15 protein-coding genes and 1 pseudogene are annotated in these 20,846 nt (G+C 67.9%); 4 read left to right on the top strand and 12 right to left on the bottom strand.

Annotated features, from left to right (window positions below; genetic code table 11):
• Positions 1 to 221: 221 nt before the first annotated feature.
• The 4 genes from ACFF45_RS16540 to ACFF45_RS16555 all read right to left on the bottom strand — a co-directional run bounded on the left by ACFF45_RS16540 (position 222) and on the right by ACFF45_RS16555 (position 3,241).
• Positions 222 to 767 (bottom strand): HAD domain-containing protein, encoded by a 546-nt coding sequence (locus tag ACFF45_RS16540; protein ID WP_381346803.1) that lies wholly within the window; start codon positions 765 to 767, stop codon positions 222 to 224.
• A gap of 35 nt (positions 768 to 802) precedes the next feature.
• Positions 803 to 1,495 (bottom strand): class I SAM-dependent methyltransferase, encoded by a 693-nt coding sequence (locus ACFF45_RS16545; RefSeq protein WP_381346804.1) that lies wholly within the window; start codon positions 1,493 to 1,495, stop codon positions 803 to 805.
• Position 1,496: 1 nt separating this feature from the next.
• Entirely contained in the window at positions 1,497 to 2,408 is a 912-nt protein-coding gene (locus ACFF45_RS16550) for a phosphotransferase family protein (RefSeq protein WP_381346805.1), read from the bottom strand.
• Positions 2,409 to 2,491: 83 nt separating this feature from the next.
• On the bottom strand, positions 2,492 to 3,241 hold the full coding sequence (locus ACFF45_RS16555; RefSeq protein WP_381346806.1) for a hypothetical protein: 750 nt from the start codon (positions 3,239 to 3,241) through the stop codon (positions 2,492 to 2,494).
• Between the two features lie 223 nt (positions 3,242 to 3,464).
• Here ACFF45_RS16555 and ACFF45_RS16560 point away from each other — a divergent pair, with 223 nt between their 5' ends.
• Together ACFF45_RS16560 and ACFF45_RS16565 are read left to right on the top strand one after the other, a co-directional pair.
• A complete protein-coding gene (locus ACFF45_RS16560) occupies positions 3,465 to 4,820 on the top strand; it encodes an NsdA family TPR-like regulatory protein (protein WP_381346807.1) in 1,356 nt (451 codons plus the stop codon).
• A gap of 1 nt (position 4,821) precedes the next feature.
• Positions 4,822 to 5,352, top strand: coding sequence for an NUDIX domain-containing protein (locus ACFF45_RS16565; RefSeq protein ID WP_381346808.1), 531 nt, complete (start codon positions 4,822 to 4,824; stop codon positions 5,350 to 5,352).
• A gap of 92 nt (positions 5,353 to 5,444) precedes the next feature.
• On the opposite strand, the gene ACFF45_RS16570 is transcribed toward ACFF45_RS16565, so the two are convergent.
• From ACFF45_RS16570 to ACFF45_RS16585, 4 genes are all read right to left on the bottom strand, one after another.
• Complete coding sequence (locus ACFF45_RS16570) at positions 5,445 to 7,769, bottom strand: RNA-binding domain-containing protein (RefSeq protein WP_381346809.1); 2,325 nt, start codon at positions 7,767 to 7,769, stop codon at positions 5,445 to 5,447.
• 195 nt (positions 7,770 to 7,964) lie between these two features.
• Entirely contained in the window at positions 7,965 to 8,597 is a 633-nt protein-coding gene (locus tag ACFF45_RS16575; protein WP_381346810.1) for a DUF6000 family protein, read from the bottom strand.
• Positions 8,598 to 8,600: 3 nt separating this feature from the next.
• Positions 8,601 to 9,332 carry a HEAT repeat domain-containing protein gene (locus ACFF45_RS16580; protein ID WP_381346811.1) on the bottom strand — a complete coding sequence of 244 codons (732 nt, stop codon included), beginning with the start codon at positions 9,330 to 9,332 and terminating at the stop codon, positions 8,601 to 8,603.
• Positions 9,329 to 9,715: a CPCC family cysteine-rich protein gene (locus ACFF45_RS16585; RefSeq protein ID WP_381346812.1), complete on the bottom strand. Its 387-nt coding sequence runs from the start codon at positions 9,713 to 9,715 to the stop codon at positions 9,329 to 9,331. Before ACFF45_RS16585 ends, ACFF45_RS16580 begins: the two co-directional genes overlap by 4 nt.
• Positions 9,716 to 12,391: 2,676 nt before the next feature.
• Between ACFF45_RS16585 and ACFF45_RS16590 the strand changes: the two genes are divergently transcribed.
• A complete protein-coding gene (locus ACFF45_RS16590; protein WP_381346813.1) occupies positions 12,392 to 15,862 on the top strand; it encodes a ThuA domain-containing protein in 3,471 nt (1,156 codons plus the stop codon).
• A gap of 243 nt (positions 15,863 to 16,105) precedes the next feature.
• Here ACFF45_RS16590 and ACFF45_RS16595 read toward each other — a convergent pair whose 3' ends face one another.
• The 4 genes and pseudogenes from ACFF45_RS16595 to ACFF45_RS16610 form a co-directional block, all read right to left on the bottom strand.
• Positions 16,106 to 16,534 carry a hypothetical protein gene (locus ACFF45_RS16595; RefSeq protein WP_381346814.1) on the bottom strand — a complete coding sequence of 143 codons (429 nt, stop codon included), beginning with the start codon at positions 16,532 to 16,534 and terminating at the stop codon, positions 16,106 to 16,108.
• A gap of 215 nt (positions 16,535 to 16,749) precedes the next feature.
• A complete protein-coding gene (locus ACFF45_RS16600; protein WP_381346815.1) occupies positions 16,750 to 18,261 on the bottom strand; it encodes a glycoside hydrolase family 76 protein in 1,512 nt (503 codons plus the stop codon).
• A 196-nt stretch (positions 18,262 to 18,457) separates the two neighbouring features.
• Positions 18,458 to 18,721: pseudogene (locus ACFF45_RS16605) on the bottom strand (RICIN domain-containing protein); the annotation flags it as partial.
• A gap of 210 nt (positions 18,722 to 18,931) precedes the next feature.
• Positions 18,932 to 19,930 carry a glycoside hydrolase family 97 N-terminal domain-containing protein gene (locus tag ACFF45_RS16610; protein ID WP_381346816.1) on the bottom strand — a complete coding sequence of 333 codons (999 nt, stop codon included), beginning with the start codon at positions 19,928 to 19,930 and terminating at the stop codon, positions 18,932 to 18,934.
• A 646-nt stretch (positions 19,931 to 20,576) separates the two neighbouring features.
• Between ACFF45_RS16610 and ACFF45_RS16615 the strand changes: the two genes are divergently transcribed.
• A complete protein-coding gene (locus ACFF45_RS16615; RefSeq protein ID WP_381346817.1) occupies positions 20,577 to 20,837 on the top strand; it encodes a hypothetical protein in 261 nt (86 codons plus the stop codon).
• Positions 20,838 to 20,846 lie beyond the last annotated feature (9 nt).

The raw sequence follows: 20,846 nt of genomic DNA on the forward strand, positions 1-20,846 counted from the left end.
AGCCCCTCCCAGGCGGTGCTGGCGAGCTCTGCCTGTGCTCTGGGTGGCAGAGAGCCGGCGGGAGCATCAGGAAGGTCTGGGGTCATCTCGTTGATCACGGCCGCAGTGTTCCAGCCGACTCCGACATCAGCGCCGCCGATACATGCCACAAACCGCAGGCGGCTCACGCTCGAGCAATACTCTGATGCCCTCGCTGCTCGTGGCAGCGAGGGCATCAGTCGTCAGGCGGCGCGGGCTGTGGGTAATTGCGAGACCCATGTCGTGACCTCGGTCAGGTGCTCGGGCTGCAGCCCGAGGTGTGGGTCTGGCTGAACGAGGAGGGTCGGCGTTCCCGTGGCGGTGCGCTCCGCCGCCCAGTCGTGGTCGAGGCCGGTGAAGTCGTCGTCGATCCACACAGCGGGGGCGTCGCCCAGCCATGCGTCGACGTGGTCGCGTTTCCACAGGTAGCCGCTGGGGTGGCTCGTGGTGATCTGCGGACGCGAGAGGTCCACGTGCGGCAGAGACGGGAGGCCGAGGAGCGGTCCGATCAGGGCAGTGGCGTCCTGCCGCCAGCTGGTGCACCAGACGGGGGTGACCAGGCCGGCACGGATCACATCCATGAGCATGGGGCCGTGGGCAGGGTCGAGCCAGACGGTGACCGGGTTGTCGGCGTTCCGGCCGGTCGGGACGACGTCGTGGCGGGCGTGGGTGGCCGGGGTCGAGCCGTCCGCGTTGGGGAAGGGTATGAGGACGCCATCTATGTCGAGGAGCAGATAGGGCGGGCGCATCGGTTCCTCCAAGGGAAGCCCGGGCGAATGGCTGGTCAGAGCTTGCGAGTGCGGATCAGCAGGGTGGTGGGCCAGTGGCCCATACGGGGGTCGTGGAACTCCTGGGCCGAGGTGAGCCAAAAACCCGCCTGGCTGAGGCGCTTCTCCCACCGGTCCGTGGAGAACTCCCAGCGGGCGATGGGGAGCCGGGTGCGGTCGGGAAGGGTGACGTAGTCGCGGCGAGGACGGTCGTCACCCGAAGGGCTTCGGCCACCACGCTGCGGGTGCGGGATGGAGAAGGCGAGCACCCGGCCGGGCGTGAGGCGCTGGGCAATGGCCGGGAGCAGGAGCTCGGGCGCGACAAGCCCGACGGCGCCGAAGACGGAGTAGATCGCGTCGAATTGCTCGTCGGAGGCATGCAGGTAGTGCAGGGCGTGACCGGCGACGAAGGTGAGGTTGTTCAGCCGTCCGTAGTGGGAGCGGGCACGGCGGACCTGGAGGCCGACCAGGTCGACGCCGGTGACGTGGGCGCCGTGGCGGGTGGCGAGGTGGGCGGCACTGTGGCCGGGGCCGCAGCCGAGTTCCAGGAGCCGCTTGCCGCGCAGGTCGGGGCCGAGGACGTCGGCTGCAGGCCCTTGGCCGGGTCTCGTGGTCCATTCCATTCGGGCGGGTACGGAAAGGGGTTCGGCAAGTCCGGTGGCGGTGCGCTGGAGGGCGTGGGCGTGCCATGGGGATGCCTGGGCGAGCACGTCAGATCTCCAGGAGGTGGAGGACGTCGGTGAGGTGGCGGCGGACGGCCTTGGTGTAGGCGGGGTCGGTGGCCGGGTCGTTGATCCAGCGGATGGACTGTTCCATGAACCACTCGACTGCCCACATGCGGTGCCAGCCCAGGGCCCAGTTCTCGGCGGTGAGTCCGCCGCGCGGGGCGAGGGCGTCGGGGGTGCCGCCGGCAGTGACGTACTGCTCCAGGAAGACGCGCAAGCGGACGGGGTGCGGGGGTTCGATGGTTCCGTGCCAGCTGGCGAGGTCGAGCAAGCCGGGGCCGGTGAGGGCGCGGGCGAAGTCGAGCAGCCGCCAGCCGCGCTCCCCGATGTGGAGGCTGGTGGGGTGGAACTCGGAGTGCACCCAGCCGAAGGGCGCCAGTGTCGCTCCGGCCGAGCGGGCCCCTGCGGCCTGGGCGATACGGTCGAGCGCGTCCTCGACGTCGTCGGCGTCCTGCCACCGGTCGGCCTTTCTCAGCTGTTCGAGATGCTCCAGCGCCCGGGCCGGGAGCGTACGCAGCCGGTCCTGGTTGAGGACGGGCAAGGGCGGAGCCGTACGGGTGCCGTGCAGGACCACGGCCGCGGCGACACCGTCGAGGTCGTCGGCCTCGCGGACGGACGGTCCGAGGTCCTCCATGAGCATGCCGAGCCAGCCGTCCAGGACGGCGGAGGCGTGGACCTGGGGGACGGGTACGCCGAGGGTGTGGGCCAGGCGCAGTGCCTGGTCCTCGCTGTCGAAGGGCTTCTTGGCGTACTTGAAGATGGCCGTGGTGCCGTCGTGGAAGGTGACGCGCTCGACTCCGGACATGGACCACACGCGTACCTCCTCCCGTACGGCGGTGGTCTGGCCGGTCGCGGTGAGCAGGTTGTCGAGGAGTTCGGCGCTGGGGTTCGTGGTCACGTGAGGGGCTCCGGGGAGGGGTGGTGGCGTCCGGGGCGGGCGGGAGATGCCTGGCCCGCCCCGGAGCCTGATCGGGTGGTGGGTTACGCGGCGGGGTTCACGCGGTGGGCGTAGACCTGCTCGATCCAGCCCGCCTTGAACGCGGCGAGGTCGTCACGGAAGTTCACCATCGAGGCACCGTAGGGGGCGACCACGCCGCCGGACTGGTCCGGCACGGACTGGCAGCCGTGCACGAGCCGGCCGCCGAGCGCGGCGTGGGCCTTGATGGACTCGATCCGGCGGTGCTCGTTGAACCAGCCGCCGTGGTAGACCTCGTCGAGCATGCCGCCCATCTCGTTGTCCAGGTCGAAGACGACGGAGGTGGCGGCGGGGAAGAACCAGCACGGGCCGACGTTGGAGATGTGCCCGTCCAGCTCGACCTTGTTGAGCGCCATGAGCGTGGCGGCCTCGCGCAGCATCCGCAGGTGGTCGGCGGTGATCTGCGGGAGTCCGAGGCCGGCGAGGTGCTCCTCTCGGAAGAGGTGGGCGTACACCTGGTACGCGGTGGCCAGGACGCGGGCCGCGTCGGAGGTGGACTCACCGTGGTGCTTGATGAAGTCGAGCGCGAGCTGCTCGACCGCGCTCTCGGTCGTCTCGTCCACTTCCAGGAGCTGGGACTTGACCAGCTCCCAGTCGGCGACGAGCCACGTGCTCGACTCGAAGCGGAAGAAATACTCGGCCGGGTCGATCGTGATGCGCCGGCCGTCGACCTGGATGCCGGGCAGGCGGCTCCAGCGCGGGTCGAACGCCTTGGGCAGCTCGACCGTGATGGCCGTGGTGTCGATGGTGGTCACCGTGTCTCCGTCTCTGATCGGTCAGGTTCGGGCACAGGAATGCCCGAGCCTGGTGTGGGCGTACGGAACTTCGGGGTGCCGCCCGGGCCAAGGGGGAGCCTGGATCATGGTCGCGCCGTTCCGGGCGGCTGCTGATAAGTGAACCGGTGGTCACGCTCAGTGGGTACGGTGGAAGGCAGTTGAAGCGGTATACGCGGTTTACAGCTCCAGGGTGGAGGCGATCGTGACGGCGCAGAGAGACCCCAACTCCCGTCTGCGCGACGTCATCGACGCGGTCGGCTGCACCTACGAGGCTCTCGCCAGGGACGTGCGGCGCGTCGCCGCCGAGAACGGCGAGATCCAACAGACCAACAAGTCGGCCATCTCGCACTGGGTGAACGGCACCCGTGCCCCGTCGGGCCGAGTAGGTCAGTACCTGGCCGAGGCGCTGTCTCGCCGAGCGGGGCGCACGATCACCCAGACCGAGATCGGCCTCCAGGCCGGTGATGACGAAGAGCCTGCGGAATCCGATCCCGTCCTCGCGGTCACGGACCTGGGCCGCGCCGACGTCGAGCGCCGCCGCTTCCTCGCCATCGCGGCCTTCACCACCGCCGGCGTCGCCATGCCGCTCGGTTACGACCACGAGGCCACCGCCCGCATGCTCCGCGCTCGCACCGGCATGTTCCTGGTCGGGGCGGAGGACGTGGACGTCGTACGGCAGATCACCGCGGCCTTCAGCGCGGCCGACGAGCGCCTCGGCGGCGGGCACGGCCTGACCACCGTCACCGCGTACCTCGCCGACACAGCCGCCCCCATGCTGCGCGGACGCTTCCCCAGCGAAGGCTTACGCCGGGCAGCGTTCGGCGCGGTCGCCGAGCTGGCCTACCTCGCAGGGTGGAAGCACCACGACCTCGGCCAGGAAGGCGCCGCCCAGCGCTACTACCAGGTCGGCTACAAGCTCGCCTGCGAAGCCGACCCCCACGGCCACGCCGCCTGGATGATGCGAGCCCTCGCCCACCAGGCCCTGAGCCTCAAGCAACCCCACCACTGCGTCGACCTCGTCGAAGGCGCCCTCCGGCGCGGCCTAGACCACGTTGATGGCCAGACCGAGGCCCTCCTCCACATCACCCATGCCCGCGCCTACGCTGCCACCGACGAGAACTCCCTGGCCGCGCGCGCCCTGCTCTCTGCCGAGGACGCCCTCCTCCGCGACGACGGCCCCCAGCCCAGCTACTCCCGCGTCAGCGGCCCCGCCGCCGGCACCGTGGCCAGTCACACCGCCCGCACCTTGACCGACCTCGCCGACCACATCGGCACCGAACAGCAGCACCGGGACGCCCTCACCCGCTGGGACCCCGTGAAGTACAAGCGCGTCCACGCCCTCACCCACGCCGACCTCGGCGACAGCCTCGCCGCCCAGGCCCGCGCCGACGAGGCCGTCGCTGCCTGGACCCAGGCCCTGATCCTCATGGAGGGCATGACCTCCGACCGGACCCGGAAGGCGATCACCTCAATTCGCTCCACGCTCGCGGTCTACCAGCGCCGCCGCGTTCCCGGTGCCGCCGATCTCGCCCGCCGCGCCCGCGAGGCCCTCGCCTAACATGCCCAACAACCCGCCCGACGAAGGGAACACCGTGGCCCAGCAGACCGACGACCGCTCCCAAGCCCTCAAGCCGGCGCTCGAATCGATGACCCTGCTGGTTGCCGCCGTCATCGTCCACGACAAGGCCACCAACCGCGTCGTCCTCCTCCAGCGCAGCGAAAACGCCAAGTTCGCCCAGGGCATGTGGGACCTCCCCGTCGGCAAGAGCGAGCCGGGCGAACCCATCACGGAGACCGCAGTCCGCGAGCTCTACGAGGAGACGGGCCTCACGGTGAAGCCTGAGTCCCTCAAGGTCGCCCACATCATTCACGGCGCCTGGGGGGTCGAAGCCCCCAACGGCTTCCTCACCGTCGTCTTCGCCGCCCACGACTGGACCGGCGAGCCCGAGAACCGCGAACCCCGCAAGCACTCCCAGGTCCGCTGGGTCGACGCCAACGCCATCCCCGACGATTTCGTGGACACTACAGCCATTGCCCTCCGGCATTTCTTGGCGGGCGGCACACAAGTTTCCCTTGATGGTTGGCGCTGAGCAGTGCCAACCATCAAGAGGGCTGCCCGCACTCACTCTGGATACCGCATTCTCGTTCGGTGAGCAACGAGTGTCGGACCATTAGATGCGGACTATTCGAGTTCCGCAATATGATGCGCCTGAGAGCTCAGGTGGGGGTGTCGTGCCATTAGGTCCTTTGCCAGTGCTAGGTCTTCCTGCGCTTGCTGAGTACGCCCGGCCCGCCGGTAGTTGATGATTCGAGTCTTGAGGGCCATGAGCAGAGTCTCGCTCGGGATATCTCGTGCAGACTCAACACTAATGATCTCCGTGAACTTGGCGATTGCTTCATCGGTCTCCCCGGCCCGACTCAGTGCAACGCCAAGCTGATGGCGTAGCACCATGTCATTGGGTGCGAACTCCACGGCTCGCCGCAATGCGTTGACGCGACCGTATTTGTCCCGCTGTGCGTCGCACACTCTCGCCTTGGTGCTGTATGCGAGACTGCCGGTGAGCCGATTCGCACGAGCGCATGCGACATCTGCGAACTTCATCGCCTGCCCAATTCTTTTCCGTGCGAGCTCGTAGCTAGCACTCATCGCAAACACGTAAGCGCTCGTCGGAGCGATATCGCGCGCTTGTTTGAAGAGGGCGTCGGCTGCTTCCATATTCCCGGAGAATGTTTCGGATTCACCTCGCCGGCAGAGGATCGCTCCACGCTTCTCGTTGTCTGCTTCGATTCCGAATCGCTCGAATATCCCGACGAATCTATCAACTTCCCACGACTTCAGCTCCATTTGTTGCGTGTATTGCTGGACGCGTCGTCGGGCGCTGGTCTCCAGGTCGCCGAAACGCGCTAGTTGGTTCGCCGCGAAGGAGAGGGTGATGGGAAGGCTGGTATAAGTTGCTTGGCCGTCGGCAGGATGAACCTGGCGGCTTACCAGCGTAGCCTCTTCGAGTTCGCGGAGGGCCGAGTCCAATCGCTCGCGAGAAATCTCCGAAGCCAGAGCAAGGAGTTGGTCTCCAGGTGGGGTATCGAAGATGGACATTACGCTTAGTACGCGCTTCGCGTCGGAGGACAGTACGTCCCAGATGTTACGGAAGCTGAATTCAAGGACGGGGGAGTCTTCACCCTTGACCGCACCTAGGGCATCGTTTAGATTCCCGCATAGCTTGTATCTGCCGAGGACCCACTGGATGGCGAGTGGTAGCCCCCCGCATGCCTTATTGATTCCATCGATTCGTCGTTCAGTGAGCGAGAGGTCGATTCGGAATTCGCCCGACTTCACTGCAACAAAGTCGCGAGTCTCCTCATGGTTCAGTTCGGGTACCGTGACGGGGTATTCCCATCCGCCAGTTTTGCGGCGACTTGTAATGATCACCTTGGCCTGTGAAGCTGGTGGAAGATCCTGAATGAAGGAGATGATCCTCCCGTCATCGACAGTCTCGAGATTATCTAGGACGATGAGGGTCGGCCAAACGGACAGCCACTCCAGAACTAGCAGCTTTTTTTCATCAAGGGCTGAGGGGGGCTCCTCCCCGAATAGTAGTAGGATCTGATCAAGGAGACCTTCGAGAGAGTAAAGCGTTCGGGTCTGAGAGCGGGAGATCCCGCCGGAAGTCAGCGCCGTTTCCTTGGCTGTTAGCTGCAGGATTGCCTCGAAATCCCTTTGGTCGTAGAAATGGTAAGCAGCCCAGGTTGCGAGAGCAGACTTTCCGACACCGCCGGGGCCATGAACGTTGATAATCCAGATCCGTGGGTCTTTCGTTACAGCCGTGATTAGCTGGTCCCTCAATTGCTCACGTCCAACAAAGAATTGGTAGTCTTTCTCCAGTAGGCGATAGGTTCCTGTGTCTACAGCAAAGGGGGTCTTGGGCTGGTCGCGTTCGAGGCTGTCCCGGTCTGCCCTCTCCTCTAGGTCGTCGAGAAGTTCCTCTAGCTCTTCTGCGCTGTCAAGGCGTACGGTTGAGTCGCCCCGACGGAAGTAGATCTCGCCGCGACGTAGTCCGTATGACTCTTTCGGATGGAAGTCATGCTTAACAAGGGAAGGTGTGCGCCGCTTCCTTCTTTTTGCCGCCGCACGGACAAGAATAACGGCGAACCATTGAGGTTCTCCCGTGTACCGGAGTTGGTGCTGGACAATGTCTACGGAAATGTCAAGTCCAGTCGCGCGGCGAATCTTGTCGCGGAGGAGTTTTGCGTCGTACGGCAGTTCGGAGTTAAGGCCGACGGGTACCCATGTCTTATCTTGGACACCAATTACCAGGTAGCCGCCTCCTGTGTTCTTCATTGCGAGCGCGTCTCTAGCGAAGGCGGCAATGTCATAGTCCGACTCAAGTCGGAAGAGCTGCTTAAAATCCAGCCACTCGCACTCGCCGCGGCAGTCGACTAGGTATTTGAGTGCATCAAGGCTCAGATCTCCGTCTCGAACCATCCGCTCGATCGTGGCGAGGTTCATTCTTGGCTACTCGCTCTCTGGCCAACGGCCGGACGTCGCAGGATCAGCATCGTATCGGTACGGCGTGTCCGAAGAGCAGTGTCTTGGCGCCAAGTTGACCACGCCAAGTCCTTGTGCCTGAACGAAAGTGACGAGACGCCAGTTGCGTTGTGAGGTTTTGCATCCCTCCCTCGCCCCATGACCGCCAACGGACGCTCAGGAACGGGACCAGCTGTTGGCGAAGTCGCAGTGGAGGTTCGTCCAGCGGCGCTGCTCGGCGGGGGTGTAAGCGGGATGGTCGCGGAGGTGGGTCAGGGCGTTGACCCACTGGTCCCAGAGGCCGCCGGGCTGGGTGAAGCGGTCGGCGTGGTGGGTGTCGAGGTGGGCGTCGAGGCGGAGGAGGGCACCGAGGGCTGCGGGCTGGTCGTAGCGGAGGTCGGTGCGGGGGAGGTAGCGGTCGAGGTAGGCGGTGAGGATCTCGGCGTCGGCGTGCGTGCCGAAGCGGGCCAGGGCAAAGCAGTAGGCGCTGCCGGAGTAGCAGACCTCGCTGGCCAGGAGCAGGTCGCCGATGTGTGCCCGGAACCGTTCGCGGCGGTCGATGCCGATCAGCCAGGCGGCGGTGAGGCGCGAGCGCCATTCGTACCCGAGGAGGGCTTCCAGTTCCTCGTCGGTGATCGCGGCGGCGTCATTGAGTAGGTGTCGGGTGAAGCGGGTGGTGTGCCACCACCGGGGGCCCAGGAACCGCCCGCCGTTCAGTACGAGGTAGCGCGGGAGGCCGCCGTACATCCTCGTCACGTAGCTCTCGACCACATGGCCGTAGCCAACTTCCTCGGGGTGCTGGGATGGCATCGGTCACCTTTCCGGGTAGAGGTCGGTACGGTCGATCCAGGTGGGGGCGACGAAGATGTTGTCGCCGGCGGGGGCTTCGGATGCTTCGAGCAGGGACCAGGTGCGGGACTCCTCGACCAGGTGCCCCCACGGTGCGGTCCAGTCGAGTTCCCAGTCCAGGCCGGTGCCGGAGATGCCGTAGGTGCGGCCGGAGTCCACGCGCCAGAGCTGGGAGTAAAGGATCACCTGGGCGTGGTCGGCCAGGTCGTTGATGATCTCGGTGAAGTGGGCCGAGGGCCAGCCCGGGGCGTCGTCTGCCACGGTGGTGCGTAGGTGCGCGGTGAGCGGCGGGACGACGGGGGTGCGGGCGCCGAGTTCGGTCAGCGCCCAGCGGATGCCGACGGACTCGGTCCAGTCCGGTGGGGTCGCGCGTTCCAGGCAGGCGCGGTAGGCGCGGCGCAGGGGCTCGATGGCGCCGTCGATCTCCAGGCTCGCCAGGGCCATGGCCGCCCATTCGCGGACGGTCGGGTTGTCGCTGTCCAGCAGGCCGATGAGAGCGGGGCCGCAACGGGGATCGCCCACCTCCTCGAAGACCTCGATGGCGGTCAGCTGGCCGAAGCCGCCGAGGGAAGGCAGGCCGTCGATGACGGCGGGTATGGCGTCGGCGCCGATCCAGATCAGCTCCGCGCGGGCGTCGTAGGACTCGTCGGCCTTGCCGTCGAGCTGCTGGACGAGTGTCTCGATGTGGGAGGTCATGACGCGGAGTGGTCCCGGCGCCAGAAGGTGGGGAGCCACCAGCAGAGCACCGAGCGGTCGTCTGGCCACGGGGCGCGGTCCTCGGATTCCCAGTCCTCGAAGGAGTCGCGCGTCAGGTCGATGGGCCGCCAGGCGGGGTCGAGCGGCTCATCCTCGGCCGGCGGGCGGACGTACCGGAGGCCGTGCTCGTCGCAGGCGCCGAAGTCCTGATAGTTCCGCTGGGCCTCGATCAGGGAGACCTTGTTCGCGCCGCCGCTCATGGTGGGCCAGCGGAACTGGACCCCGTCGTCCTCCCAGAAGCAGACGGGGCAGATCTCGTACGAGCCGGGCATCTCGTCCAGCACGCGGTGCCCGCAACAGGGACAGGGGTAGGAGTCGCTCACCTGCGCAGTCTCCTTGCAGGCCCAGCCGGTGTGCCAGGGATTTCGCCGCCTCGGAGCCCTCGGGCAGTCCGCAGCCAGTCCGCAGGACACCCGTAAACGGCCGTCGGGAGCCAACGCGTGCCAACCAGGAAATCCCAGTTCAGAGCCCTGGAGGGGGCTCCGCCGCAGGTCAGGATCTGGCTTCAGACATTCCGCTTCAATGTCTAGCGGGTGAGATACCGCTACGTCGCTGATCTGGCACATGTGCAAGTTGGAAGGGGTTCGGCTCCTCGGAGCCGGGCCCCTGCCTGCTTCCCGTGCTGGGATGGTGCTGGGTAACTGACCTTTCGTGACCTGTCATCACCCCTGCTCGTCCCTACCGCGTGCCGGGATTGCGCTGGGCTGTGGGTGAGCTGCTCGTGCTGGGGCTGAACCCCGCGTAGTGCCCGGCTCGTCTGCTTCCAGGGCTCTGAGCGGGGACTTTCCTGGGGTGGGGCTCTTTGTGCGGAAACGGGTGTGCCCGTTGGGCGCTGCGCGACGTCGGTGCGTGGCAAGCCGCCCTGGACGAACCTGCTTAATCCGCACCTCGGCCGCGTTACGACTCGGACGGTGCGGGTGCAGGCCTTTCGGGTGCGCGTCGCCGTGGACCGGGAGGATCGACGGCGGGTATCTCGACCGAGAGGTGAGGCTGTTGGCCGAGGGCCGTGAAGAACGCGGCAGTCTTCGAGGGCGAGATGGGTGACGGTCCCGATCGATGGCTGGAGGTGCTGTGTGAAGACCCGCGGACCTTTCATGATCGACACTCCCTGGCCCGAATGCGCCATCCGTGCACCACTGGAGAAGCTGCCGCAGGCCGCCGGCGCCCCGTACGTCCTGAAGGATGTCTAGGACGCGACAGCCCTCCCGGGCTGGCTCGACGACCTCACAGACAGCGGACTGCGCCCTCTTGCCGGCCTCGCCGGAGCCCTGCGTGAAGACCGGCAGGCCGTCGCCCAGGGAATCGCCGCCCCCTACAGTTCCGGGGTCAACGAAGGCCGCACCACCGACGTGAAGCCTCGGCCCCCAGCCACGCCCGCTCCCCACGAACCGCCCAGCAGCACCAAACCCCAGGTCAGCGCACCCAACCGAAACGCCGAGGCTGGTACACCACTTCAGCGGACGTGAGCCGGGGATCGCGTCCGCCAAGTGGTGTAGCAGCGACAAACCCAAAGACGCAGGTCACGATACCCATCGCAAGCTTCTGCCGGCTTCCGCTCTCTGGCAGGACGTCAGCCCGCACAGACAGTGCCGCACGACCGCCGGTCTCCTTGGACGACCGGTGCACAGATCACGCTCGCGGAGATCGCTGCTGCACCACGAGCGGGAACCCGACCCGATTTTGGGCGGGCGACCGGGCGACTGGGCGACCGGGCGACTGGGCGACCGGGCGGCGGGGCAACCGGCCTTGATCGCCCAATGGCGGCCGCCGCTGGATGCCGGCTCCCCGCTGGGCTGCTCTCGCCGCCGCCCGTGGGGGGAGCGCCGCCGGGGTGTCTTCTTGCGCGTGGTGCGGTCTGACGGCGAGGGTATCCCAGGCTTTGTCCTGATCAAGGAAAAAGATTGAGGATCAAGCGCGAAAGGGATTACGTCACAGGACTAAGCTCGCTACCTTCTGTTCTGGTTACTAGTTCTGCACGGGTCATGCCATGGCGAACGGTGAGTCCGCACGCTCCTGGCACACCCACTTTCCCAGCAGGTCAGCGTTTTCCCGCTGACATCCCCACCTTGGGAGACCTCCGTGCGCGCCGGGCCTTCAGCATCTGAACGTTCCCAGTCCTCCCGCTCAGCTCTGTCGCGCCCGGCGCCCTTCCGCTGGGCGCCCGGCTCGCGGCTGCGGCCCCGGCAGGCGGGGCGGGGGCCGCGGCACTCGGCGGGGCGCCGGCCCGCGAGAGCGCGTCTGCACGCCAGACGCACGCCATCGCCGCTGACCACGGCACCGGGAGCAGGCCGTCGCCGGGTCGGCACGCGAGCGGAGAAGAGACTCAGTCCGCCTTCCGTAGGCCCCTCGCGGTGCCGGTGGTGGTGTCCGGCCTGCTGTACGTGTCTCAGGTGTCGGCGACGGCAGAGAAGGCAACGCCAGGAGACTCCGCGACGCCAGTGGCCGCCGCAGCGGCGGCGGAGATCCGCGACATCCACGGTGATGCCCGCGATCCGCAGTACGCCTCGGACGACCGCGTACCGGTCGGCGCCACGCTCCACGCACGCACCATCGCCCTGCACCTCACCGGCGGCGACTCGACGGGGGTGGGCCTCCATCGACAACGGTGCTCGCGGCGACGAGGTCTGGCTGGGCCGTTCGTTCGACGGCGGCCGGGCGTGGACCGGGGGCAGCGGACTCGGTGTCACCGTGACGCCGGAGGGTTGCGGCGGCCGGCGCACCGCGATGTACGACGTCGACGACTGGGGCGACCAGGGCATCGGCGCCCTCCGGGCCTGCGGCAGGGCCCGGAACCGGCCCGAGATCGCCTGTACGCCGTGGGCCGGGGCGGACTGGAACGCGTCGACCGAGCCCGCGACCCGCGCGGCACAAACCACCCGACACCCGAAGCAGCGAGTTGCTGCGTTCCCAAGCCGCGGCGACCCGGGTGGTCGGCAGCCGGCCGGCCACCGTCGCACGCACGCGGCGACACCAGACAACCGACACGCAAAGGAGCCGCAATGCGATCAAGACCCGTACGACTGTTACTGGCCATGCTAGGCGCAGTCCTTCTCATGACCGGGCTGGCCTCTCCGGTCACCGCCGCTCCGGGGGACCTCCAGGTCCTGCTGTTCACGAAGACCGCGCCCGGGGCGTTCCGGCACGGTTCGATCCCGGCGGGCATCGCGATGTTCGATCGGATTGCCGCCGACCGCGACTGGGAGATGACGAAGAGTGAGAACTCGGCGGTCTTCAACGACGCCGAGCTGGCCAGGTACGACGTCGTGGTGATGCTGCAGACGAGCGGCATGGTGTGGGACAACAACGCCCAGCGGCAGGCCGTGCAGACCTACGTGAACAACGGTGGCGGCATCGCGGCCATCCACAACACGCTCGACATGGGCATCGAGAACGAGTTCCCGTGGTGGGACGAACTGGTCAACGGCGGCGCCCACATGCCCGCCCACGCCGCCGGGGGCCAACAGGGCACCGCCAAGGTCGCCGACCGGGTCCACCCCTCCACCGCGCACCTTCCCGACCGCTGGCAGCGCACGGAGGAGTGGTACAACTTCGACCCCAACCCGCGCGGTGACGTGCACGTCCTGGTCACCGCCGACGAGACCACGTACAACCCGGGCGGCGAGGCCATGGGCCACGACCACCCGATCTCCTGGTGCCGCAACGCCGAGGGCGGCAGTGTCTGGGCCACCGCCATGGGCCACGACGACGCCACCTACTCGGACCCGCTCTTCCGCGACCACGTCGCGGGCGGCGTCGAGACGGCGGGAGGAAAGCTCGCGGCGGACTGCGGCCCGACGGTGTGGTCCAGCTACGAGAAGGTCGCGCTGGACGAGAGCACCGTGGGTCCGGCCGCGCTGGACGTCGCCGACGACGGCCGGGTGTTCTACGCCGAGTACGGCGGCAAGGTGAAGATCCACAAGCCGGACGGCGGCGGGGTCGTCACCGCGGCCACGCTCAATGTGTACACCGGCGGCGAGGACGGCCTGACGGGCCTGGCGCTCGACCCGGACTTCGCCACCAACCGCTGGATCTACCTGATGTACTCGCCGGCCGGCGGCACCCAGGACATCGCGCGCATCTCGCGGTTCACGGTGTCCGGCGACGCGCTGGTCATGTCCAGCGAGCGGGTGGTGATGACGGTCCCGTCGTCGCGGCAGGCACCGGAGCCGGGGCACACCGGCGGCTACATCACCTTCGGGCCGAACGGCAACCTCTACATAGGCACCGGCGATGACATCGAGCCGTTCCGGTCCGACGGGTACGCGCCGATCGACGAGCGTCCGGGGCGCGCGAACAACGACGTCCAGGCCACCTCGGCCAACACCAACGACCTGCGCGGCAAGATCCTGCGCATCCATCCGGAGAGCAACGGCACCTACACCGTCCCGGCGGGCAACATGTTCGCGCCCGGCACCGCCAGGACGAGGCCCGAGATCTACGCCATGGGCTTCCGCAACCCGTTCCGGTTCTCCGTCGACTCCGAGGACGGCACGCTCTACGCCGCCGACTACGGCCCGGACGCGGGGAGCGACAACCCCAACCGGGGACCGGCGGCGACGGTGGAGTGGAACGTGATCAAGTCGCCGGGGTTCTACGGCTGGCCGTACTGCATCGGCAACAACATTCCGTACCGGGACTACAACTTCGCCACCGGCCAGTCCGGCCCCAACTTCAACTGCGGCAGCCCGGTCAACAACTCGCCCAACAACACCGGCCTCACCAACCTCCCGGCGGCCCGCAGCGCGGACGTCTGGTACGGCGCCGGCGCCAACGGCAACAGGTTCCCGGAGATGGGCAACGGCGGTAATGCGCCGGCCGCGTTCCCGGTCTACGAGTACGACCCGGACAACCCGTCGGAGACGAAGTTCCCCGCCTACTTCGACGACACACCGTTCTTCGGCGACTGGTCGCGCCACCGGCTGTGGGAGTTCCGCGAGGGCCAGGACGGGAGGCTGCTGAAGATCAACGACTTCGTGCCGAACCTGGACTTCAACTCGCCGATGGACATGAAGTTCGGCCCGGACGGGGCGATGTACCTCCTGGAGTGGGGCCGCGGCTTCGGCCGCGACAACCCGGACGCCGGGCTGTACCGCATCGACTACACCACCGGCGACCGGCGGCCGATCGCCAACGCCTCGGCGACCCCGTCCTCGGGCACCGCCCCGCTGACGGTCCGGTTCTCCAGCGAGGGGTCCCGCGACCCGGAGGGCGGCACGATCTCCTACCGGTGGGAGTTCGGTGACGGCGCGACTTCCACGGCGGCGAACCCCACGCACACGTACACGCAGAGGGGCGAGTTCCACGCGCAGCTCACCGTCACCGACTCCGGCGGCAAGACCGGCACCGCGAACGTGGTGGTCACCTCGGGCAACACCGAGCCGGTCGTGAACCTGTCGATCCCGGACGGAGGCATGTACGACTGGGGTGAGGAGATCCCGTACACGGTGAACGTCACCGACCCGGAGGACGGCACGATCGACTGCGCAAGGGTCAGGACCGTCCCGTCGCTCGGACACGACGACCACGCGCACGACACCGGCGAGGTCAGGGGCTGCTCGGGCACGATCACGCCGGAGACCGACGCGGGCCATGCCGAACTGGACGTCTCCTACGTCGTCTCCTCCAGCTACGCCGACAACGGGACGCCCGTGCTGACGGGCAGCGACAGGGCAGTGCTTCAGCCCAAGCACAAGCAGGCCGAGTTCTTCGACGGCCAGTCCGGGGTGCGGGTGATCTCGCAGGGCGGCGCCGAGTCCGGGGCCCGGATCGGTGACATCAGCGGCGGCGACTGGATCTCCTTCGAACCGGTCAACTTCGTGGGCATCGACCAGGTCTCGATCCGGCTGTCGTCGCCGTCCGGGGGCGGCACGGTCGAGCTGCGCACCGGCTCGCCGACCGGCCCGGTGGTCGCCTCGGTGCCGGTCCAGAGCACCGGCGGCTGGGACAACTACGTCAACATGCCCGCCGTGGACGTCAACGCTCCGGCCGGGACGACGGAACTGTTCATGGTGTTCCGGACGGCCGGTGGAGGCTCGTACGACGTCGACTCGATGACGTTCACCGGGCCGGGCGTCGGCCAGGGCACCGGTGGCACCGGGGATCAGATCGTCGGCGTCGGCGGCAAGTGCGTCGACGTGGACGGCGCGGCGAACGGGGCGAATGGCGCGGCGGTCCAGTTGTGGGACTGCAACGGCGGCGCCAACCAGCAGTGGAGCGCCACGGGAGGCACGCTGCGCACGCTCGGCAAGTGCCTGGACGTGGACGGCGCGGGCGGCACGGCCGACGGGACGGCGGTCCAGTTGTGGGACTGCAACGGCGGCGCCAACCAGGGCTGGTCCGTGCAGTCCGACGGGACGATCCGCAACCGTGGCAAGTGCCTGGACGCGCCGGGCGGCAGTTCTGCCAACGGGACGCAACTGATCATCTGGACGTGCAGCGGCGGCGCCAACCAGAGGTGGACGATGTCCTGAGCGCGAAGGGACAAGCGTCTGCGGACGCCGTCGCCCACGCTCGGCTCGGCCGACCGGGCGCGTCCGCCGTTCGGACCTGTGAGCCCGCAAGGACGGCCCGCCCTCCGTGGGCGTGCGGTTCGCCGGTGACGCAGTGACCGTACCGGGTTGATCCGGGCCCCGCGGAATCCGTTCCGCGGGGCCCTTCCGCTGCTCGTGGCCGCCCGGCCGGCCGGTCTCCCCGGCGCTGGGCGGCACGGCGGGTTACCGGCCTCGGGTCGCCAGCCCGCGCGTTTCACTCGCGGTAGCGTCCCGGTTCTTGAGCAGGACGGCGAAGTACCGTCTGGCCAGGGGCGACAGGGCTTGTCGAAGGCGTCTGTCGTTCCAGCAGGAAGGTGCTTTCCGCGTGCGCACCACTGGGTTGCGTCCCAAGCTCGTCGTGTCCGCCGACGGCCGCGGGGTGGTCTCGGCGAGTTCGAGCTGCCGCTCGTAGCCGGCCTGGCCGAAGAACTCCGACTGCTTGTCGCCGTCCTCCGCCTGCTCCGAGGCGGCCGGGTCGTCGCCCACGTCGTCCTTGGGCGCGTCGGACGAATAGGAGGCCGGCAGCACGGCGGCGAACAGGGCCGCTGCCGCAGCGACCAGCCTCGAACGTCGCCTGCGGGGCCGGTCCGACGGAGGTCTGCGGTACTGCAAGACGTCCTTCGACCGCTGCGAATTCCGACCGCGCCTGCGCCCGCGAGCACGGTTGCGCGCCTGCTCATGTGCCTTCTCGTGTGTGCCGGGAGCGGATGGGTCGAAATCCGCATCGGCCTGCGCCGACTCGTCCGCGACCGGGCCGGCTGCCGGACCTGTCGATGGTGACGGTGCCCTGTGAGGGGCACCGTCGTGTCGGGTCCGCTTCGTGGCTGTTAGGGCAGGGTCCATTTCTGGTTGGGTCCGGTGTGGCAGGTCCACAGGAGGGCTCTGGTGCCGTCGTTCCAGGGGCCGCCGCCTTCGGCGTCGAGGCACTTGCCGGAGTTGGGGTTGCGGAGGGTGCCGTCGGAGTGCGGCTGCCACTGCTGGGCGCCGGTGCCGTTGCAGGTCCACAGCTGGATCTGGGTGCCGTCGGCGGTGGCGGCGCCGTCGACGTCGAGGCACTTGCCCAGCGCGCGGATGGTGCCGTCGCCGGGCAGGGTCCAGTACTGGTTGAGTCCGGTGTGGCAGGTCCACAGCTGGATCTGGGTGCCGTCGGCGGTGGCGCCGCCGTCGACGTCGAGGCACTTGCCGTCCACGCCCCTCACCTCACCGGAGGAAGTGCCTGCGCCGTCGGCCGCGGCGGCGTTGAGGACGTCGAGCGCGCTCTGTTGGCACTGGTGGCTGGTCTCGTTCACCGGGCCGCTCCAGTCCGATCCGTAGAAGCCCTCGTCATTGCGGGCGTTGTGGTACGCGGCGTCGGCTTGCCGGTCCAGGTACTGGCTGTAGGGGCGGTCGTCGAGGGACTGGTTGAGGTCGCCGAGCCCGCGGACGTAGGCGCCCTTGAACGAGCCGCCGTCGCTGTCGCACGGCGTGCCGTCGCCACCCGGCTCGTGCAGGATGCCGTTGGTGTGGATGCCGGGTGAGGTGGTGGAGGCGGCTGCCAGGGCGCGGGCGGTGTCCAGCAGGCTGTCGTCGCCGGTGGCGCGGTGCAGTTCGGCCAGTCCGCCGAGGATGATCCCCTGGTTGTAGGTGTAGGTGGGCCGGCCGTTGTTGGCGCAGTTGTCACCGAGCCCGTCGTTGATCATGTCGGCCGAGTTGATCATTCCGCTGTTCTGGAACCACTCCCATTCCTTCTGGGCCTCTTGGAGGTAGAAGGTGTCGCCTTCGATGCGGTTGTGCAGGGCGGCGTTGAGCTGGAGGTAGAGCTCGTTGGTGACGGCGTTCTTGTACGAGTCGTCCGTCTTCCACTGCACTCCTCCGCCGCACTGGTCGGTCCAGTAGTCGGCCATGTGCGCGGCGTCGGCGCGGGCGGTGCCGAGGTAGCGGGTGTCGCCGGTCAGGTCGTACGCCTTGACCCAGGCCAAACCCCACCAGCCGGTGTCGTCGAGGTACTCGTTGGTAAAGTCACCGCCGTGCGCGTCGATGTTGAGGTCGTAGGTCCGGGCGATGGCATACGCGTGGTCCTGCACGCCGCCGTCGGCCATGTTGTCCATGATCGCGGTGAGGGCGTTGGCCCCCGTCCACCAGTCGTTGTTCCGGAACAGGCCGCTCTCGTCGTTGTACATGGTCATCAGCGCCGTCGCCGCGGCGTTGCTCCGCTCGTCCGCGGCGAGCGGGGAGGCGCTGACCGGTGCCCGGTCGGCGTCGTCGTCCTCGACGGCAGACGCCGTCAACGGGATGGCGCCCAGCAGCAGGCCGGCGGACAGGACGGCTGCAGCTGCAGCCTTAGTGTGGGGAAAGGACATGGTTTCTCTCCAGCCGCAGCCCCAGCTGCGGTCGTTGGGGAACGTGTGGGGGGGCGCGCTGCGCATAAGGGGACATGGGTGGGGGGCGGGGATTCGTACGGTTCGCTGCACCGACTCGTCCGCGACCGGGCCGGACCTGTCGACGGTGACGGTGCCCCGTGAGGGGCACTGTCGTGTCGGGTCCGCTTCGTGGCCGTTAGGGACGGATCCATTTCTGGTTGGGTCCGGTGTGGCAGGTCCCCAGGAAGGCCCTGGTGCCGCCGCTCCAGGGGCCGCCGCCTTCGGCGTCGAGGCACGTGCCGGAGTTGGGGTTGCGGAGGGTGCCGTCGGAGTGCGGCTGCCACTGCTGGGCGCCGGTGCCGTTGCAGGTCCACAGCTGGATCTGGGTGCCGTCGGCGGTGGCGCCGCCGTCGACGTCGAGGCACTTGCCGTCCACGCCGTTGATCTCACCGGAGCGGGTGCCGGGCGGATTGTCGTCCACCGGCCGGTCGCAGGTCTGGGTGTCCGGGGTGTCGGGGCAGGTGATGGCGGCGAAGCCGCCGTTGTCCGGGACGGAGATCTCCAGGGTGTCCTGGTTGCTTACGATCCGGCTGTCGCGCACCAGTCCGCCGTCACCGTCACGCACGGTCTCCACGCGCCATGATCCGTCGCCCGGGAAGTCCAGCGGTACCTATGGGGTGGTGGCATCTCCGGAGACGACGCTGCCGATGAACCAGCGGTCGCCGCCTGAAGAACTCGTCCCGCTTCGTCGGTGTTGACGTCGCTCCAGTTGACCCACGGCAAGATCTCCACGCCTCGGGTTTCGGCGCAGTCGATCAGCTGCGGCATCCAGCCGACGTCCTTCCAGGATCTCGTCGGCTGCCAGCTCGACCTGGTACTGGTTGCTTCCGGTTTCGTGGACGAGGCGGCTGGCGGCGCAGCGGCCGTCGACGTCGGACTCGGTGAGTAGGACGAAGTCGTCCTGGTCCGTCTGGAACGGGGAAGGGCGGGCGAACTCGCCGGAAGCCGCTGCCGTGACCGTCGTCACCGGGTCCTGCGAACGCTCGTAGCTGTTGGAGTAGCCCTTGAGCCAGGCCGCGGAGTCGCCCGGCAGGTTGAAGGCCGAGGCTTCTTCGCGCACCGCGACGCCGTCCCCGTCCGGGTCCGCTTCAGGCAGGACGTAGCGGTACGCGACACCGTCGTCGCAGACCCGGAGCACCAGGTCCCTCCGGACTCCGTTCGCGCCTTCGAAGGAGAAGCGGGACTCCTCCGTCGAAACGGTGCGCTCACGCTGCTTGCCCGCCACCGCGGTGCAGCTCTCCGACACGGTGGCGTCGGTGCGTTCCAGGAGCCGCAGACCGGAGGTGAGGTCGGCCTCGTCCGCGACGATGCCCAGCGGCGACGGCTCCAGCACGGTGGCGCCACCATTCTGCACGGACAGCGAGAGCGCCCCGGTTTCGTCATCGAGCGTGACCTCGGCCGCGAGGTCCGCCTGCGCGGCCGGGCCGTATGCGGCGACGGTCCAGGTGACCGAGTCGCCGCCCAGAGCCCGCGGCGCCACGGCAGGCAACCCCGCCGCACGTGCAGCCGCAAGCGCGGCTGTCACCGTTCTGTGCCGAACTGATCTCTTGGACATCGAGTTCCCCACATCCTTGTGAGGGCTGCGGCGGCTTGACGTGATCCGCCGCAACAGGCAACCAACAATTCTCGATATGATCGAACTAAAAAAGACCGACCACTACGAGAGATAGCACCCGCAACACGCGCCGTGAACCCTTGCCGTCGCATATTAGGGAACATCTTTTCGGGCGCAGCTCGCCAACATGTGCTGGACCGAGGAACATTCCGTTGGAGTGATCGATAATGTTGCCGCGTGGGCAAACCAGTGAGGAAAAGCCGGGCCTGCGTCCCGCCGCCGGCGGGACGGTTCGACACCCGTCCCGCGTCTGTGTCAGCCTCCGGAGCCGGCCGTGAGCGTCGAGACGCGTCGCCGATGAGCTTCACGAAGTTCAGGGCGCTGCGTTGTTCGGTCGACGGCGTGACCTGGTTGCTCAGCACAATCCGCTGCTGGAGCCGGACGAGCTGCTGCTTGATCCTTCCGGGGAACTTCTGGTGTTCCGCAGTGAGAATCAGGGCTGCGCGGGCTGGGGTGTGTCGTTGACTGACGTGTCCCGTGAGGACCCGCCGGTCGTCCTGTTCACTGATCGCCGTCCGTCCGGCCGGCGGCCCTTCCTCGATCGCCTCTCTCCGGCTTGCGTGGAAGCCGTCCTGAGCGAAGCCGCCATGGCTAGGTGGACCCAGCAACGCGCATGTCAGGCAACCCCCCACGTGGCTGCTTGCCTGAAAAGGCAGTTCACCCGATTGGCTTGCCGCCGTATCCGGCGTGGTTCGAGCCGATGGGACTGCCGGTTCGGTGGTTCTCCGCACCCGGTCTGCTGCTCTGCCCGGAGCCCGGTTCGCAGAGGAGAGATCTGATGGTGATCGGCGGGACGGATGCTGATCTCCAGCGTGCCCTCGAAACAATTCCTGATGCCTGGTCTGCGGCCGCGCCGGTAACGGGCCCGGTCGACGACGGCGAATTCGTTCTGCCGTTCTGAGGATCATGA

The organism is Streptomyces cinereospinus, from assembly GCF_042430725.1.
In the GTDB taxonomy this organism is placed as follows: Bacteria; Actinomycetota; Actinomycetes; order Streptomycetales; family Streptomycetaceae; genus Streptomyces; species Streptomyces cinereospinus.